The following is a 15,206-nucleotide window of genomic DNA, read 5'->3' on the forward strand; positions in this document are numbered from 1 at the left end:
AAGGGCCGGTGACCTGCTGCCCCCAAGGCAGCCGATCACCGGCCCTTCCGCCGGGTCTTCCCTCCCGCCGGGGCAGGCCGGGCCGGAGTGCTAGGCTCCGGCCCGGACGAAGGTAACGCCGCCGGTGGCCGTCAGCCACGACAGCGGGTGCGTCACGGTGGCATTGACGCCGTTCATTCCGCCGCTGATCACCTGGCCGTCGCCGATGTAGATGCCCACGTGGCCGGACTGCACCACCATGTCCCCGGGCTGGGGCTCCCCCACCACCGAGCCGTAGTTCATGAACTGCATGGGTCCCAGGTCGCCGACGGGAATGCCTGCGGAGCCAAGTGCCTTCTCCACCATGGCCGTGCAGTCCTGGGTGATGCCCAGTTGCGCATAAGCAGCAGAAACCATGGCGGCATTGACACCGCCGGCGGCCGGGGCAGCGGCGGGAGCCGGTGCGGCTGCCTGTACCTGGACGGAAACGGCGGGAGCCGCCGGGGCGGCAACAGGAGCCGGAGCTGCCGCGGGAGCGGCCGCCTCTGCCGGAGCGGGCTCTGCGACCGGCACTTCCACGGGAGCGGGGGTGGTGCTGACGTCCGGACGTTCGAAACTGATCCGGACGTGGGAGTCTGCGCTGAGCGGGGCACCCACCTGGGCCTTGGCGTCAAGGGCGGACGCCGGAGCCGAGTCGCGTTCCACGGGGGCTTCGGCAGCCTGGGCCGCCATCCCGCTGGACAGGACCAGGCCTGAAGCGGCTGCAATAACCGCGGCCTGGCGGCCGACCCTGCCCCTACCGCCGGTCGTGGTAAACCCGGAGCGCCCCGCAGGCGCGGTGGAGCGATGATGAGCGGACAGTTTGCGTGAAGACATGAGGTAACCTCTCCCGATGCCTGCGAGGTTAGCTGTCGGATTCGGATGGGAGACACCCGGCCGCAGTCGCCTTCCGCTTGGCGGAGGGCTTGCGGCTTCACCCCGAAGGCCTGCACAACTCTGCAGGCCAAAAATGGTTTCCCCGTCCCTGGCGGTCAGTTTCGGTTGGATCCCGGGCCGCGGCAGGGTTAGGCAATCCGCCCGGGAGTGCCCCTATCCGGGATAACGGCACTGTCCCACCGTACGCGGGCCATGCACCGATGTCACATTCAGGTAACGGCGCCACGGGAACCGGGATGCGCTAGCAGGTAGCGGCGGTACTCGGGTACTGCGTTGATCAAAGTCGAGTGTTTTGCCTTGGCGCCGCGAGGCGTAGTCTACGTGCATGTTCTTGCGGGGGGACTCACACGCTTGGAGGCATCATGCGTTGGTCGAATCAGCCTGCCCGCAACCCCGCACGTCACGTAGCGGAACCTCCTGAGCCTGCGCCGGGAGGCCGGCACGGCCGGCGCTGGGTCGCCATCCTGGGCGCTTTGCTGCTGGCCGTCAGCACACTGGTGGGCGTGGCCGGCGCCTCGAAGGCCGCGGGGCCAACCATCGTCAGCCTGACCTTCGACGACGGCCTCGGCAGCCAGTTGGCGGCCGCGCAAGAGCTGAAAGCCCACGGGCTGGTGGGCACTTTCTTCATCACCACTTCCTTTGTAGGCCAGTCCGGTTTCCTCACCCGGGCAAACCTGGACACTCTCGCGGCGGACGGCAACGAAATCGGCGGCCACAGCGTGACGCACCCGGACATGACAACGATCGGCGCAGCGGCCGCCAGCGCGGAGGCCTGCAACAGCAAGACCACCCTTGAAGGCTGGGGCTTCACCGTCCGGAACTTCGCCTACCCCTTTGCGGCGGAGAACGCCACAGCACAATCAGCGGTCCGCGGCTGCGGCTACGCCAGCTCACGGGGCCTGGGCGACATCCGGTCTCCCGCGAGTTGCGCGTCCTGCCCGGTTGCGGAGACGCTGCCGCCGAACAACCCCATGGTCACCAAGGCCCCTGACCAGGTGGCCGCCACCTGGACCCTGGCGGACCTGCAGGCCACCGTCACCAACGCCGAGACGACCGGCGGCTGGCTCCAGCTGACCTTCCACGAGATTGCCAACGGAACGGATCCGTCCCTGTCCATCAGCCCCGCCTTGTTCAAGGAGTTCGTCACGTGGCTGGCTGCGCGGACAGCAAACGGTACGACGTCGGTCCGAACAGTGGCGCAGGCACTGGGCCAGTCCCCCGTGACGTCACCCCCGCCGTCTCCCTCCCCCTCTCCCTCCCCCTCTCCCTCCCCGTCTCCCTCCCCGTCGCCGTCTCCCTCCCCGTCGCCAATCTCGTTTGCTGACGTACCCCAGGGCGCGGCGCTGTACACCGAGGTCAACTGGATGGCCGCCCAAGGCATTTCCGTCGGCTGGCTCGAAAGCGACGGAACACGCACGTTCCGTCCCGGCGTTGCGGCAAGCCGGGACATGATGGCGGCGTTTTTCTATCGGATGAACGGAAGCCCGGCATATTCGCCCGGGGCATCGCCGTTTACGGATGTCACGCCGCAGACTCCCTTCTACAAGGAAATTCTCTGGCTTGCCTCCCGGGGTATTACCACCGGCTGGACCGAGTCCGACGGCTCCAAGACCTTCCGGCCAACACTGGCCGTCAACCGTGACCAGGTCGCCGCATTTGTGTACCGTTTCGCCGGCAGCCCGACCTACACACCGGGGGCATCGCCCTTCGCCGACATTTCCGCGCAAACGGCCTTCTTCAAAGAGATCTCATGGCTGGCGTCACAAGGCATCTCCAACGGCTGGACCGAGGCGGACGGCACGAGGACGTACCGGTCCGCGTTGCCGGTCAACCGTGACCAGGTGGCTGCCTTCCTCTACCGCTACAACAGCGCCTTCCCGGCGTAAGAGCCGGCATGAAGCGGAATATGTAGGTGAAACACTATTGCGTGGCCATCTGCCAGCTGAGCGATCAGCCGCAGGAGGATTTTGACGTCAACACGGAGCTCTTGATCCTAGAGGGCAAGGAACTCCATGTAGCGACGTGGGACGCCGAACCGCGGGACGGCGGCTTTGACATCCTGGTCCTCAACGACCGCGTCAGCGCGCTCGGGTTCATGGTGGTCACCGACTGGGAGTTCCTGGAAGGCAGGGCCTACGCGGTGGTGGAGCGCCGGGCCCGCGGCTGAGGGCCGTCCGACACCGCCAGCACGGCCGCGCGCCTCAGCCAGGGATCAGGATCCCCCGCCCAGCGGTCCAGCACCGCATCCGCCCGCGTCCTTGCCTGCCCTTCCAGCCCCGCAATTAACGGACGGACGACGTCGGCAGCGATCGGGTCCACCAGCTCACCCAGCTGCGCCTCCCGCACAAAGCCCTCGATCCGGGTGAGGTCTGAGTTGTTGAGCAGCGCCACCCGGGACTGCAGCAGCACAACCGCCGCCAGGCGGCGTTCGAAGACTGGCACGGACCACAGCTCGCTGCTGAGCGCGGTGATGTCGTCGTGAACGAGGTCACGATGGCGGCGCAGCATGTCGCGGACGGTCCCCCGCACCGCACCAACCGATGCGCCGTAGTACTGAAGCCGGTCGCCCAGGCGGGCCTGCGCCTCTTCTGCCCTGAGCCAGGAGCTCTCCCGCTGCAGCGCGGCATCCACAAAGTCGCAGGCGTCGGTCACCCGACTATTCTGTCGCAATATTGCGAGCCGCACATGGGCCCCTGCTCACCCACGGCCCGCGAGCGCGTTCCGCGGCAACGTGGGACACTCAATCCCATGCGCGAACTGGTTGTCCTCGGAACCGCCTCGCAGGTTCCCACGCGGACCCGCAACCACAACGGGTACTTGCTTCGCTGGGACGGCGAGGGGCTGCTCTTTGATCCGGGCGAAGGCACCCAGCGTCAGATGATCCACGCGGGCGTCTCATCCAGCCGGATTACGCGGATCTGCCTCACCCATGTCCACGGGGACCACTGCTTCGGCCTGCCCGGCGTACTGTCCCGCATGGTCCTCGACGGGGTGCAGCACCCGGTGGACCTGCATTTCCCGGCCTCCGGTAGGGACGTGGTCAGTGCCCTCGTGTCCCTCGCCTCCCCCGGCCTGGACCTGCGGCTGCACCCGCACTCAGGTCCCGGCCCGATCGCACCCGGCTTGGAGGTGCGGCCGTTGCGGCACCGCATCGAGACCTTCGGCTACCGGCTTGCGGAGCCGGAGGGCCGCACGCTGCTGCCGGACCGGCTCGCCGCGGCCGGGATAGCCGGTCCGGACATCGCACGGCTGCAGCGGGAGGGAAACCTGGGCAGGGTCCGGCTGGAGGACGTGAGCGTTCCCCGCCCCGGCCAGAGTTTCGCCTTCGTTATGGATACCGCGGAATGCGACGGCGCCGGGGAACTCTCCGACGGCGTGGACCTCCTCGTGGCGGAGTCCACCTTCAGCGACGACGACGCCGGGCTGGCCGTCCGGTATCTCCACCTGACCGCCGGCCAGGCCGGCGCGCTGGCCGCCTCTGCCGGGGCCGGAACCCTGGTCCTCACGCATTTCTCGTCACGATACGTCGATGTGGGGGTGCTGGCGCACCAGGCCGTTGCCCGCGCAGGCCGGGCCGCCGTCGTCGCCGCCCAGGATCTGGACAGAATTCCGTTACCCAAACGGCAGCGGGAGTCTTGGTTTGCGGGCGCCCTCCAAGCCTCAGTAGACGAATATGTCGATCCAGGCGCGGTTGTGGGCATGCAGCAGGACAAGGAACAGCACGAAGTCGAAGAGCAGATGGACGGCGACGATGTAGGACAGTGATTTCGTCCGGGTGAAGATGAACGCCTGGAGCATTGCGAAAGGAAAGATAAAAACCGGCGCCCAGGCGTGGAAGCCCAGTTCCCACAGGAACGACGTGAAGAGGACGGCCTGCAGCACGTTGGCCTGCGCAAGCGGCAGGTGCCGGCGCAGGAGCGCAAAGACCGTGCAGATAAAGAAGAGCTCGTCCCAGATGCCCAGCGCATTGGTGCCCAGGAAAAGGCGGAAGATTCCCTCGGGATCCGACACCGCGGGCCAGTTGTTGTAAACGCCGGTATTGACCATGTAGGCCGGGAGCACTGCGTAGCCCATGACCACGACGGCGGCCAGGTACCATTTCTCTGCCCGCGTCCACGGGTGCCCGGTCAGCACGGGAAACCTGACCGCGTGGTCCTTGAAGAGGAACCGCGAAACCGTATAGGGAACTCCCACTGCGACGACCATCGCCGTACCCATGACCACCATGTGCCCGGTGCTGATGTCGGTGGTGATGGGAACAAGGCTGATGGCCACGAGCCCGGCAGCGATGAGGGCCAGGTCGCGCAGGAGCGCCCGGTCGACGAATCCGGCCAGTACCAGGGCCAGCGCGAGCAGGCCGTACCCCGGGATTTTCTGTTCCAGGACGAACAGGACGAACCCGGACAGCGACACGAGTGCCGCGGGAAGGAGCTTCAACGTGAGGCCGTTGCGGACGCTGGTTCCGGCCGCGGGCGCAGGGCTAGACATACTTGCCGAACCAGACCAGCGTGTCGTTCCAGGCTGCGGTGGCCTGTGTTTCGTTATAGCGCTCGCCGGTGTCGTTGTGGAACGCATGGTCGACGCCGGGATACACCTTCAGCTCGTGCCGGACGTCAGTGGCTGCGAGGGCATCCCGGAGGTCCGGCATCGCGCCGGTGATGCGCTGGTCGAGCTCGGCGTAAATGCCAAGGACCACCGGCTTAATGGCGGGGACTTTGTCCAGGTCGGGGGCAGGCCCGTAGAACGCCGACGTGGCCTTCAGCCCGGACAGCTCCGTAGCCGCCTGCCAGGTGATGCCCCCGCCGAAGCAGAAGCCCGTCATGGCGATCCGCCCGGCGTCGACAAAATCCTGCCGGTCCAGGAAGTCGAAGGCTGTCGCAAAATCCGCGACGTGTCGCTGTACTCCCGCCTGGGTCAGGGCGCCGGGGACGGCGTCCCGGTCCAGGGTCGCCGTTCCGCCCTCCCTGCTCAGCAGGTCCAGTGCGAGAGCCGCGTAGCCGGCCTTGGCGAACCGCCGGGCCACGTCTTCGATGTGCGGGGTCAGCCCGCGGTTCTCGTGGCAGATGAGCACGGCCGGGCCTGCTTTGTCCCCCGCCGGCCGGGCGAGGTAGCCGCCGATCTCTATGCCGCCGGCCGGGAACCGCACCCATCCCGTCACTAGTCCGGCCGCACCCTCGGGAACGGACAAGGGGCTCTTGGCGCCCGGCACTGCGCCAGCGGAAGCGGGGCCCGATGCGGTGCCGGTTGGCGATGCCGACGGGGTGGGCGTCGGCATCGGGTCGGTGCCGCGCGGAAGTTCCTGCGGCGTGCAGCCGACCAGCGACATGGCGGCCGCCGCGGCGGCCATGCTGCCGGTGATGAAAGCCACCCGGCGCGTGAACGTGTGCCGGCTCATGGCACCGGCACGGTAATCGTCGAAGAATTCCTCGATCAGGTATTTCTCAAACTTGCCAAGCTGCTGCCGGGTCATGGAGGCCTCCTGCTGTTTGCCACATATCCTCCCCTGCCGCCCGTCACGGGGCAAGGGGAAAGGTGTTCTGCCTCAGCACGTAGCCTCAGCGCCAGCCGCCAGAAAGGGTTGGGCGACCTACCCACGAACTGCCGGGTGCGTTCACCGCAGTGCAGGGCACCTTTAGCGGCTGTCATGGTGCTGATCGTGCGGGTTAGGCTCATGCCATGCCGCCCGACCGCTACCTCGCTGAACTGGCCGGTTGCCTCGAAAGGCTGACCGCGCTCGCCGGCCAGCCCGGCGAGGTGCTGGCCCGTTCCGTTCCGGCGTGCCCCGGCTGGACGCTGGAACAGCTGCTCGGGCACCTGGGTTCCATCGAACGCTGGGCTGCGGCGGTGGTTCACGGCGGGATATACGTCGAGGAGCCGGAGCCGCCGGCCACGGGTGCCGCCGCATGGTTCGTCAGTGGCACGGCACCGTTCTTGGAGACGATGGCTGCCGTCGAACCCGGGGCACCGTGCTGGAACTTTGGACCGCCGCCGCGCACGGCGGGCTTCTGGCTTCGACGTCAGTCGCACGAGCACGCCATCCACCTCATCGACGCCAGCCAGGCGTCCGGACTGGCAGCGCCGGTTATCGGCGCGGAATTCATGCTCGACGGTTTCGATGAGGTCCTGGCGATGTTCACCCCGCGACAGCTGCGGCTGAAGCGGATGCAGCCGCCGGAGCAGGCCGTCATCTTCCACGTGTCCGGTTTCGACGTGCCCGGGGCGGGCAGCTGGAGCGTCGGCAGCGGCCCCGCGGCGGCGTCTGTCACCGCCCCGCTAACGGACATGTACCTCGGATTGTGGGGCCGGTCCAGCCTCAGGGACACTGCCATCATCGACGGCGACGCCGCCCTTGCGCTGCGCGTCCTCCGGGGCCCGCTCACACCGTGAGCGGGCTGACCTACCTGGCCCGCCGCCCGCCGTCGCCGGTTCAGTGCCGGGGACGCAGGCTTTCGGCCCGGCGAAGCCTGCGAGCGCGCACCGCTCCGCTGATCCGGCCGTGAACCAGCAGCAGCCGCGGAACGGCAAAGTAGACCGCAGTGGGGACGACCCCCAGGGTCAGGACGAATGCGCGAAGGACCGGGTGCCAGTCGGGCGCAAGGGCCGCCAACACTCTTCGAAGCCGCACTTGCACGGCAGCTCGTGACGGCCCTGGACGATCTCCCGGTGACGGGCTCCGGGCCGAAGGCCGTTGCCGACTTCGCGGGAAGGTACTTCGATTTATCAACACGTTTTCCCGGCCTGGCGCGGCTGACGTTCTGGGAAGGGCTTGAGCGCGGCAATCCGGTTGACGCGGAACGGCGGGCATTGCTGGCAGCTGACAAAGTGGCCGAGATCCACCGCGCGCTTCCCACGGCCAGTGTGGCGGCAGCCGAAGACCTGGTGCTGACCATCGTGACGCTGTGCCATGCCTGGGTCTCCAGCCCCAACGTGCGCGCAGTGATCACCGGGGCGCCGGACGGCAATCGACGCCGCGCATCGATTGTGCGGACTGTTGAACTCGTCGCCCGGAATGCCGAGGCACCCGCGGGCTGACCTGCGGCGAACCCGCCATGGCCGCGGGGGCTGGCTACCGGTAGATCAGCCCCAGCGCCTCTATGGAAATACCCCATGGGGTATACTAATGGGACTATCCACTAATACAAGGGAGCCACCAGATGTGCCGTGCAGTGACATGTAAGAAATGCGGTAAGACAACCTGGGCGGGCTGCGGCCAGCACGTCGAGCAAGTCATGCGCGGGGTCTCCAGCTCCGATCGATGCCGCGGCCACGAGCACGAGAAGCCGACAGGGACCGGCTTCTTCGCCAAACTGTTCGGGCGCTAGGTCGGCCGGCCCGAAGTCCTACGACAACCACAGCCCCGGAACCGGCCCCGGACCTCAGGGGATCAAACGACGGATCGAGAAGCACCCATGAGCAGCGAACCACTCACCGCGGCCTCCGGAAGCACCAACCCGGCTCCTGGCCCTGCAGCCCGCGATGTCCAGCCAGTACACGTCGTGCATCAGGGCGGAGACCGCTTCGACATCAATGTCCGCGGGCACGTCATCCGGACCGACCAGCCAACCAGCGACGGAGGCGAAGACACCGGTCCCACTCCGACAGAGCTGTTTATTGCGAGCCTCGCAGGCTGCGTGGCATTCTATGCCCGCCGCTACCTGGACCGGCACGGACTCCCCACCGAAGGCCTGGCCGTGGAAGCGGACTTCCAGATGGGCTCGCGTCCTGCACGCGTCGCCCGGATCGAGGTGCGACTCACTATCCCCGCCGACGTGCCCGCCGAGCGACGTGAGCCGCTGCTTGCCGTTGCCTCGCATTGCACCGTTCACAACTCGCTGATGGTGACCCCTGAGATCTCGGTGGCCTTCGCGGGCAACGGGTGACGGCAGGACGATGACCAGGTAGCGCCCTCCCCTCGTTCTTTTCCCGCGTCAGGGATTCATTCCGGCCCGGTGGGCGCAGAATTATAGGGACAGGCAGGGCCTCACGGCCCTGGTTACCGGGGTCGAGGGCAGTAGACCATGAAAGCAATTCAGGCCCGCGCCGCACTTCCACTGACAGCGGCGCTCCTATTGGTGGGGTGCGCTTCCGGCGGCGGAAGTCCCGGAGCGTCCACCGCCCCGGGTACCGCGACGGCGACCGCGACGGCGACGGAAACGACCACCGCGACGACGGCGGGCGCAGCCATCACCATTAAGGACTTCGACTACGGCGCCCCGCTGACGGTCGCACCGGGCGCCGTCGTCACGGTCACCAACAAGGACACGGCAGGGCATACCGTCACGGTGGACGATGGCTCGGCATTTGACGTGAATGTCCGGGGCAACGGCGGAACGGCCACGTTCACGGCGCCGTCCGTACCGGGCACCTACCCCTACCACTGCACATACCACCCCAACATGCACGGGACGCTGACCGTCAAATGAAGATTGCCTTGAGGGTACTAACCGCCCTGGCTTTGTTCATCGATGCCGGGGTGCACATTCATCTGGCCCCCGGTTACCAGGGCGCCTCACCGGCCGGGATGGGGCAGGGCAACCTGTTCCTGATCGAGTCGGCCGCGGCTATCCTGGCCGGGCTTTACGTTCTGGTCCGGGGCAGCAGGGCCTCGTATGCCTTGGCCTTGGTAGTGGCTCTCAGCGCTTTCGCCGCCGTGGTGTTGTACCGCTACGTTGATGTTCCGGCGTTCGGTCCGTTCCCGGCGATGTATGACCCTGTGTGGTTTTTTGAGAAGTCGCTCAGCGCGGTCGCGGAAGGAGCCGGGGCGCTGCTGGCCGCAGTGGGCCTCGTCCGCGTCGCCCCCGGGGGTCCGGCCGGCGCTCCACGGAGGTCCGGCCGCCGGCGCACAACCTGACTGGATTGGCCAACCGGACCAGAACCAGGGGCATTGCGCGGCACTGTGTTGGCCCTGACCACGGCGCTGTGGTTAACATGTGGGCGAGGTGGCTCATGGAAAGCGGGACCGAAGCGCGGGCATCAACCGATGCGATGACGGCAGTTGCAGCGTACTGCGCGGCTGGCATCTGGCTTTCCACGGTGCACTCCCCCTGGTTCGGACTTCAGTCCGTCGGCCTGGGCGTCGGCGCCGTGGTCATCGGAGCCGCTGCCGTCTCCGTCCTGCGGCGCACGCCCCGCTTCTGCACGCCCGCCGACCGGATAACCTTGTTGCGGGCCGTCTTAGTCTCCCTGTGCGCCGTGTTGGCTCTTCCGGCGTTGTTCACTGGGCGCCCCGCGGATCCTCTCCTCGTTATCCTGGGTTGCGCCGCTTTCCTTCTCGACGGACTCGACGGTCCCGTCGCCCGGCGGACCGGGACAGCATCCGCGGCGGGAGCACGCCTGGATACCGCTACTGATGCCGCCTTGGTGCTCGTTCTGTCCGCGGCAACGGCGGGGGCTGTCGGGCCTTGGACCCTGTGCATCGGGGCCCTCTACTACTTCTTTGTGGCCGCAGGTCATTTTCGTCCCCACCTTCGGGAGCCGCTCCCGTCGAGCTGGGTGCGTAAGGCCATCGGAGCTTTCCAGCCGATCGCGCTGCTTCTTGCACTGACCCCGGGGATCCCACCGGCTATTGCAGCTGCGGCGCCGGCCTTCGCCCTTCCACTACTTGTGTTCTCCTTCGCCCGCGATGTCGTCGAGCTGGAACAGCGCCACCACTCCGGCCGCCGGCTTTCGGACGTGGCAGGACGGTGACGTCGGACGGCCCCGGGCTTCCGCCCGCCGGGTCCGGTCGTCACGATTGCCGGCCCGCGGTGGAATGGCCCGCCCTGTGCAATGCCCTGAGCCAGAGGCATACTGAGGGGTATGACCGACGCCGACGACTTTTTAGCCTGGGTTAGATCCGCGCTGTACCGGGCGGAAATGGCCCTTCACGACGGCGACGCCGCCCCGCGGCGGGCGCTCTGGTCCCGGAATGAACCGGTGAGCATCCTTGGCGCGTGGCGGAATGCGTATGGCCAGCAGGAGATTGACGAGGCCTTCGCTGTCCTCGAGAGGGCTTTCTCCAACTGCACGTCCTACAGTTTCGAACTGCAGGCATATGACGTGGTCGGAGCCATGGCCTACACCGCGGGCCTGGAACATATTTCAACCTCAGTGGACGGTCAGCCGCGCAGCTACACCCTGCGCGCCACCCAGATCTACCGCCGCGAAGACGGAGAATGGAAGGTGGCGCATCGCCACGCCGACACCGTGGCCGAGTGAGGGCGACGGAGACTCAAGGGCTGAACACGGGGGAATAAGACGACTATGACCGAAGCAACGAGGTTTAGCGGACCGCACTGGCGACGGGTGGTGGCAGCCCTCGGCAACGAGGATGCTCGGACGGCTTACGCCCAAGTAGTGCTCGGCGTCAGGCTCCCCGAAGCGATCGCTGACTTGAACGAACGGCGGCGAAACCGGGCCATCGCTGCCCTGCTCGAGTCCGGGCTCGTCGAACCCAACGCTGCCGGCGAACTCGAGGCGTCCGGGGCGATCTTCCGCCTTCTCCTCACGCAACAATCCCGGCGACAGCCGCAGACCGGACACGCCCGCTTTATGCGCTTGGGCCGGATCGAGAGGTATCCGGCCAACAACGCGGAGCGACGGGAACTCCTGGCATGGCTTGTCACCGATGCGATCGAAATCGGCGAAGACCTATCGGAAAGACAGGTCAATGAACGGCTTCTCAGTTATACGGACGACGTCGTGTTGCTGCGCCGCTACCTGATTGACTTCGGGCTGCTCGAACGGACCCCTTCGGGCTCCTCCTATCACCGGCCGAACGAACCGTAGTGCCCTGTGCGGCAAGGGGCTGATGGCGATTCCAGCAACTGCATCAATAATGTCAGTGCCTCCTGCGATGCTTAGGCAATGGACAGCAGAACAACTTGGAGTGCGGACATCAGGGAGGCCCTGGCGGCCGTCTCCGCCTCCACTGCTGCGCTAGCGTCCCTCATCGAAACCGGCGCAAACCGGGCCGGTTCGCCCTGCGTCGATCCCCTGCCGAATCTGGCTGATGATTGCTTGGACGGGCTCGCCGAAATAGCTCGACAGGAAGCCCGGACCGCCGCGCTGAAGGTGAGGCTGACCGCGGAATATGTGCAGGCAACCCGGGCCTTGGCCCCACCGGCGTCGTCCCCGCGCGAACGCGCCGCCCAAGAGATGGCACTGGTGGCCGAGGTCGCTTGCGTCCTGACCGTCAGCGAGCGTGCCGCCGGAGCCATGCTGTCCGAATGCCATTCGCTGACCACGGTGCTGCCGCTGACCCTGGCGGCGCTTCGAGCCGGGACGATTTCCTGGCAGCACGCCCGGATCATCGTCGACGAAACCACCAGCCTGGATTCCGACGGCGCGGCCGCACTGGAAGCGCACTTCCTGGACACCGATGCGCCAAACCCCGCCCGCGGTTGCCCGGCCGGGGACCTCGTGCCGTCCCGGTTCCGGGCCAAAGCACGCTCCTGGCGTGAACGCCACCACCCGGTCAACATCGAAAAACGCTTCGCCAAAAGCGCCGCTGACCGGCGGGTCGAGTACGTCCCGGACCGGGACGGCATGGCCTGGCTCTCCGCCTACCTCCCGGCCGACACTGCTGCGGGCATCTGGGAACGGACCACCGCCGCCGCCCGCTCCATGCAAGGCCCGGACGAGGCCAGGACCCTCACCCAGCTCCGCGCCGACGTCGCCGCCACCTGGCTCCTCACCAACGGCACCGGTGCCGCCAGCGGGACGGCCGACGGCGTCACCGGATTGGCCGGTGATGTCCCGTCCCCGAGGGCGCAAGTACTCATCACTGTTCCGGTCTTGTCACTACTGGGCGCTACGGACGAACCGGCCATGCTGGACGGGTACGGCCCGATCCCGCCGTCCATGGCCCGCCGACTGATCGCTGAGGGCGCCGATTCCTTCTACCGAGTCCTGACGGACCCCCGAGACGGGGCGCCCTTGGAAATCGGACGGACCAGCTACCGGCCCACGAAGGCCCAACGTCAGTGGCTCCGGCTCCGCGACGGCAAATGCCCCTTCCCGGGCTGTAACAACCACTCCCTCGACAATGAAGCAGACCACCTGCTCGCCTGGGCGGACGGGGGCACCACCGGCATCTCAAACCTGGGCCAGCCGTGCCGCAAGCACCACCGCCTTAAACACAATTCGACATGGAAGCCAACCGGTGCCAGCATGAACAACCCGCCGGGGTGGACTTCACCGTCAGGCCGGCACTATCCCAGTGAACATCAGGACTGGGAGCCACCGCACTGGCCGGACCACATCCTGGCCGCCGAAGAGACCGGCCGGGATCCCGACCTCGAACTGCCCGAGGACCCGTTTCCGGAGTGGCACCAATTTACGGCCGCGCACGAATTCCCGGCCGCAGACATGGACGGTCCGGGCTGGCCGGCGCCCCTGGATGACTTCCTCCACGAGGCGTTCGTACCTCAAGGCGTCTGATCGGCTTCTGTCGCCGTGCCGGGACTCTTGCCCTTGTAGCCGGCTACGCGTATGAGAGAAGCATGGGTTCGCAACGAGACGTCCTCCGTGGACGCGTGGCCGTCATAACTGGCTCGACACGCGGTCTGGGGTTTGCCATGGCCCGGGTGCTGGGGCATCAGGGTGCAACGGTGGTGCTGGCGTCACGCTCGGACGTTGACGTCACGGCCGCCGTCGAGCGGCTGCACGCGGAAGGGATCTCGGCGTCCGGACGTTCCTGCGACACCGGCGAACTGGCCGACGTAGAGGCCCTGCGCGACGAAGCCCTCCGCCGCGGAACGCTCGACATCTGGGTCAACAACGCCGGAACCTCCGGTGTTTTTGGGCCCACGGCATCCACTCCGGTCGACGACTTTACGCGGGTGGTGCACACGAACATCCTCGGAACGTTCCACGGGTCGAGGGTTGCGCTGCCGGTCTTCCTGGGCCAAGGCCGCGGCGACCTCGTCAACGTATACGGCCAGGGCGACCGGGGGCCGGTAGCGCTACAGAACGCATATGCGTCAAGCAAACGATGGGTCCGCCAATTCACCGAAACGTTGCGGCGGGAGACCCGAGGCACCGGCGCTCGGGTGCATGGCATGAACCCGGGCCTGGTGGTGACGGACCTGCTGACGCACGTCACGTCCCAGCCGGGGTATCAACATCAACTGGGCGGGCTGCAGGTCGTCGTCGGACTGTGGGGTCAGACCCCTGACGAGGCCGCGCGCCCCCTCTTGGGCCTCGTCACCTCGGACAGGGCCGAGTTCCGGTATCTGACCAAAACCACCATGGTGACCCGTGGGGTGCGCAATTTAGTCGCCGGACGCCTCCGCCGCGCCAACCGCATGCCTCTGGAGGTCACCGTTCTCGACACGGATCGCCGGGGCTGACGGAGCGGGAATTTCCCGGCTGTAGCTCCATTTGCCCTTGGCTGCCGCCTACGGGAGGACCGCTTATCCCGACGGCGGCGTGAACTGGCTGACAGTGAACTCCGCTCCCTGGGGGTCCCGGATCAGCGCCGTGCGCGTCCACTCGGTGTCGTTTTGGCGAAGGACCTGGGCGCCGAAGCGCTGAGCGTCAGTCACCGTCCGGTCCCGGTCGGCGACGGTGAACGAGACGTGCCAGTGCGGCGCTTCGTCGGGGGCCGTGGTCGCGACCCAGGCGATCGCATCCTCGAAACCGGGTGGGGCCGCCAGACCTGACTGCCTCGACCTGATGCCCGGATCCACTGTCGCCTCAAGGTGGTCGCCATAACCTGGCCTGCGGATCATCTTCGCGAAGCCAAGGTCGTCGACCTGCCAACCGAACGCGTACTCGTAGAACGCGATGGCCGCGCCGGCATTCGCCGTGTGGAGGTCGCTGAAATTCCAGGACGCCGGCAGGTTGACCACTTGGGCCCCTAGGCGTCGCCGGGCCTGCCAGATGCGGAACTCGGCACCCTCCGGATCGGTCAGCACCGCACTTCGGCCGCCTTCGCCCGCATCGGCAGGCGCCGATCGCACCGCGGCACCGGCAGCAACCAACCGCTGCCCTGCGGCATCCGCGTCCTCGACGGATATGTAGGTTCTCCACACCGCGGCCTCGCCATGGGTGCTGGCCATCCCGCCGACGTCCTGGCCGTCGAGCTTTGCTATCACGTAACGGCCCGGCGCTCCCGGCGGCATGACGTCCTCGAATGTCCAGCCGAAGACTCCGGAGTAAAACGCTACGGCGGCTTCGACGTCAGGTTGCTCGGTATCGATCCAACATGGGACGCCCTGCGGGTAGGTCCGCTCAGTCATGTCTGGCTCCCGTCCATGGACAAAGCCTAACGAGCCAGGTCTCGGCCTAAAAGGAAGCGGGCGCCGCAC

18 protein-coding genes and 1 riboswitch are annotated in these 15,206 nt (G+C 67.1%); of the genes, 13 read left to right on the forward strand and 5 right to left on the reverse strand.

Going from position 1 to position 15,206, the window contains the following annotated elements; all coding sequences use genetic code 11:
• Window positions 1-90: 90 nt before the first annotated feature.
• Window positions 91-855 (reverse strand): NlpC/P60 family protein, encoded by a 765-nt coding sequence (locus tag AC1MDG_RS11725; RefSeq protein WP_479804011.1) that lies wholly within the window; start codon window positions 853-855, stop codon window positions 91-93.
• 3 nt (window positions 856-858) lie between these two features.
• A riboswitch (cyclic di-AMP (ydaO/yuaA leader) is annotated at window positions 859-1,032 on the reverse strand.
• A gap of 245 nt (window positions 1,033-1,277) precedes the next feature.
• On the opposite strand from AC1MDG_RS11725, the gene AC1MDG_RS11730 reads away from it, so the two are divergent.
• Both AC1MDG_RS11730 and AC1MDG_RS11735 read left to right on the forward strand, forming a co-directional pair.
• Window positions 1,278-2,801: a polysaccharide deacetylase family protein gene (locus AC1MDG_RS11730; protein WP_479804012.1), complete on the forward strand. Its 1,524-nt coding sequence runs from the start codon at window positions 1,278-1,280 to the stop codon at window positions 2,799-2,801.
• A 26-nt stretch (window positions 2,802-2,827) separates the two neighbouring features.
• The gene (locus tag AC1MDG_RS11735) at window positions 2,828-3,082 is read left to right on the forward strand and encodes a hypothetical protein (RefSeq protein WP_235347373.1); all 255 of its coding nucleotides are present in this window, start codon (window positions 2,828-2,830) and stop codon (window positions 3,080-3,082) included.
• On the opposite strand, the gene AC1MDG_RS11740 is transcribed toward AC1MDG_RS11735, so the two are convergent.
• Window positions 3,049-3,567, reverse strand: coding sequence for a DNA alkylation repair protein (locus AC1MDG_RS11740; protein WP_479804013.1), 519 nt, complete (start codon window positions 3,565-3,567; stop codon window positions 3,049-3,051). The two genes, AC1MDG_RS11735 and AC1MDG_RS11740, sit on opposite strands and share 34 nt — an antisense overlap.
• 96 nt (window positions 3,568-3,663) lie before the next feature.
• Between AC1MDG_RS11740 and AC1MDG_RS11745 the strand changes: the two genes are divergently transcribed.
• Window positions 3,664-4,680, forward strand: a complete 1,017-nt coding sequence (locus tag AC1MDG_RS11745; protein WP_479804014.1) for a ribonuclease Z — start codon at window positions 3,664-3,666, stop codon at window positions 4,678-4,680.
• Here the strand turns inward: AC1MDG_RS11745 and AC1MDG_RS11750 are convergent.
• Window positions 4,576-5,403, reverse strand: coding sequence for a CPBP family intramembrane glutamic endopeptidase (locus AC1MDG_RS11750; protein WP_479804015.1), 828 nt, complete (start codon window positions 5,401-5,403; stop codon window positions 4,576-4,578). The genes AC1MDG_RS11745 and AC1MDG_RS11750 overlap by 105 nt on opposite strands.
• Complete coding sequence (locus tag AC1MDG_RS11755; protein ID WP_479804016.1) at window positions 5,396-6,385, reverse strand: dienelactone hydrolase family protein; 990 nt, start codon at window positions 6,383-6,385, stop codon at window positions 5,396-5,398. Before AC1MDG_RS11755 ends, AC1MDG_RS11750 begins: the two co-directional genes overlap by 8 nt.
• A 206-nt stretch (window positions 6,386-6,591) precedes the next feature.
• On the opposite strand from AC1MDG_RS11755, the gene AC1MDG_RS11760 reads away from it, so the two are divergent.
• The 10 genes from AC1MDG_RS11760 to AC1MDG_RS11805 all read left to right on the forward strand — a co-directional run bounded on the left by AC1MDG_RS11760 (window position 6,592) and on the right by AC1MDG_RS11805 (window position 14,246).
• Entirely contained in the window at window positions 6,592-7,302 is a 711-nt protein-coding gene (locus AC1MDG_RS11760) for a maleylpyruvate isomerase family mycothiol-dependent enzyme (RefSeq protein WP_479804017.1), read from the forward strand.
• 177 nt (window positions 7,303-7,479) lie between these two features.
• Window positions 7,480-7,947, forward strand: coding sequence for a hypothetical protein (locus AC1MDG_RS11765; RefSeq protein WP_479804018.1), 468 nt, complete (start codon window positions 7,480-7,482; stop codon window positions 7,945-7,947).
• Between the two features lie 377 nt (window positions 7,948-8,324).
• Window positions 8,325-8,795, forward strand: coding sequence for an OsmC family protein (locus AC1MDG_RS11770; RefSeq protein ID WP_479804019.1), 471 nt, complete (start codon window positions 8,325-8,327; stop codon window positions 8,793-8,795).
• Between the two features lie 138 nt (window positions 8,796-8,933).
• Window positions 8,934-9,338 (forward strand): cupredoxin domain-containing protein, encoded by a 405-nt coding sequence (locus tag AC1MDG_RS11775; protein WP_479804020.1) that lies wholly within the window; start codon window positions 8,934-8,936, stop codon window positions 9,336-9,338.
• A gap of 8 nt (window positions 9,339-9,346) precedes the next feature.
• Entirely contained in the window at window positions 9,347-9,766 is a 420-nt protein-coding gene (locus tag AC1MDG_RS11780; protein WP_479804021.1) for a hypothetical protein, read from the forward strand.
• A 134-nt stretch (window positions 9,767-9,900) separates the two neighbouring features.
• Window positions 9,901-10,602, forward strand: a complete 702-nt coding sequence (locus AC1MDG_RS11785) for a CDP-alcohol phosphatidyltransferase family protein (RefSeq protein ID WP_479804022.1) — start codon at window positions 9,901-9,903, stop codon at window positions 10,600-10,602.
• A 111-nt stretch (window positions 10,603-10,713) separates the two neighbouring features.
• A complete protein-coding gene (locus AC1MDG_RS11790) occupies window positions 10,714-11,112 on the forward strand; it encodes a YybH family protein (RefSeq protein WP_479804023.1) in 399 nt (132 codons plus the stop codon).
• 45 nt (window positions 11,113-11,157) lie between these two features.
• A complete protein-coding gene (locus tag AC1MDG_RS11795; protein WP_479804024.1) occupies window positions 11,158-11,682 on the forward strand; it encodes a DUF2087 domain-containing protein in 525 nt (174 codons plus the stop codon).
• 78 nt (window positions 11,683-11,760) lie between these two features.
• Window positions 11,761-13,335, forward strand: coding sequence for an HNH endonuclease signature motif containing protein (locus AC1MDG_RS11800; protein ID WP_479804025.1), 1,575 nt, complete (start codon window positions 11,761-11,763; stop codon window positions 13,333-13,335).
• Window positions 13,336-13,397: 62 nt separating this feature from the next.
• The gene (locus tag AC1MDG_RS11805; protein ID WP_479804026.1) at window positions 13,398-14,246 is read left to right on the forward strand and encodes an SDR family oxidoreductase; all 849 of its coding nucleotides are present in this window, start codon (window positions 13,398-13,400) and stop codon (window positions 14,244-14,246) included.
• Between the two features lie 63 nt (window positions 14,247-14,309).
• Here the strand turns inward: AC1MDG_RS11805 and AC1MDG_RS11810 are convergent, their stop codons facing one another.
• Complete coding sequence (locus AC1MDG_RS11810; protein ID WP_479804027.1) at window positions 14,310-15,137, reverse strand: VOC family protein; 828 nt, start codon at window positions 15,135-15,137, stop codon at window positions 14,310-14,312.
• Window positions 15,138-15,206 lie beyond the last annotated feature (69 nt).

It is taken from the genome of Arthrobacter sp. AIWTK1, assembly GCF_056680535.1.

What these genes read in the sequence shown, in the direction of transcription:
- AC1MDG_RS11795 (WP_479804024.1), top strand. Translation starts at nt 11,158, where the DNA reads ATGACCGAAGCAACGAGGTTTAGCGGACCGCACTGGCGACGGGTGGTG.
- AC1MDG_RS11770 (WP_479804019.1), top strand. Translation starts at nt 8,325, where the DNA reads ATGAGCAGCGAACCACTCACCGCGGCCTCCGGAAGCACCAACCCGGCT.
- AC1MDG_RS11805 (WP_479804026.1), top strand. Translation starts at nt 13,398, where the DNA reads ATGGGTTCGCAACGAGACGTCCTCCGTGGACGCGTGGCCGTCATAACT.
- AC1MDG_RS11775 (WP_479804020.1), top strand. Translation starts at nt 8,934, where the DNA reads ATGAAAGCAATTCAGGCCCGCGCCGCACTTCCACTGACAGCGGCGCTC.
- AC1MDG_RS11765 (WP_479804018.1), top strand. Translation starts at nt 7,480, where the DNA reads ATGCGCGAAGGACCGGGTGCCAGTCGGGCGCAAGGGCCGCCAACACTC.
- AC1MDG_RS11750 (WP_479804015.1), bottom strand. Translation starts at nt 5,403, where the DNA reads ATGTCTAGCCCTGCGCCCGCGGCCGGAACCAGCGTCCGCAACGGCCTC.
- AC1MDG_RS11810 (WP_479804027.1), bottom strand. Translation starts at nt 15,137, where the DNA reads ATGACTGAGCGGACCTACCCGCAGGGCGTCCCATGTTGGATCGATACC.
- AC1MDG_RS11730 (WP_479804012.1), top strand. Translation starts at nt 1,278, where the DNA reads ATGCGTTGGTCGAATCAGCCTGCCCGCAACCCCGCACGTCACGTAGCG.
- AC1MDG_RS11725 (WP_479804011.1), bottom strand. Translation starts at nt 855, where the DNA reads ATGTCTTCACGCAAACTGTCCGCTCATCATCGCTCCACCGCGCCTGCG.
- AC1MDG_RS11755 (WP_479804016.1), bottom strand. Translation starts at nt 6,385, where the DNA reads ATGACCCGGCAGCAGCTTGGCAAGTTTGAGAAATACCTGATCGAGGAA.
- AC1MDG_RS11745 (WP_479804014.1), top strand. Translation starts at nt 3,664, where the DNA reads ATGCGCGAACTGGTTGTCCTCGGAACCGCCTCGCAGGTTCCCACGCGG.
- AC1MDG_RS11785 (WP_479804022.1), top strand. Translation starts at nt 9,901, where the DNA reads ATGACGGCAGTTGCAGCGTACTGCGCGGCTGGCATCTGGCTTTCCACG.
- AC1MDG_RS11760 (WP_479804017.1), top strand. Translation starts at nt 6,592, where the DNA reads ATGCCGCCCGACCGCTACCTCGCTGAACTGGCCGGTTGCCTCGAAAGG.
- AC1MDG_RS11800 (WP_479804025.1), top strand. Translation starts at nt 11,761, where the DNA reads ATGGACAGCAGAACAACTTGGAGTGCGGACATCAGGGAGGCCCTGGCG.
- AC1MDG_RS11790 (WP_479804023.1), top strand. Translation starts at nt 10,714, where the DNA reads ATGACCGACGCCGACGACTTTTTAGCCTGGGTTAGATCCGCGCTGTAC.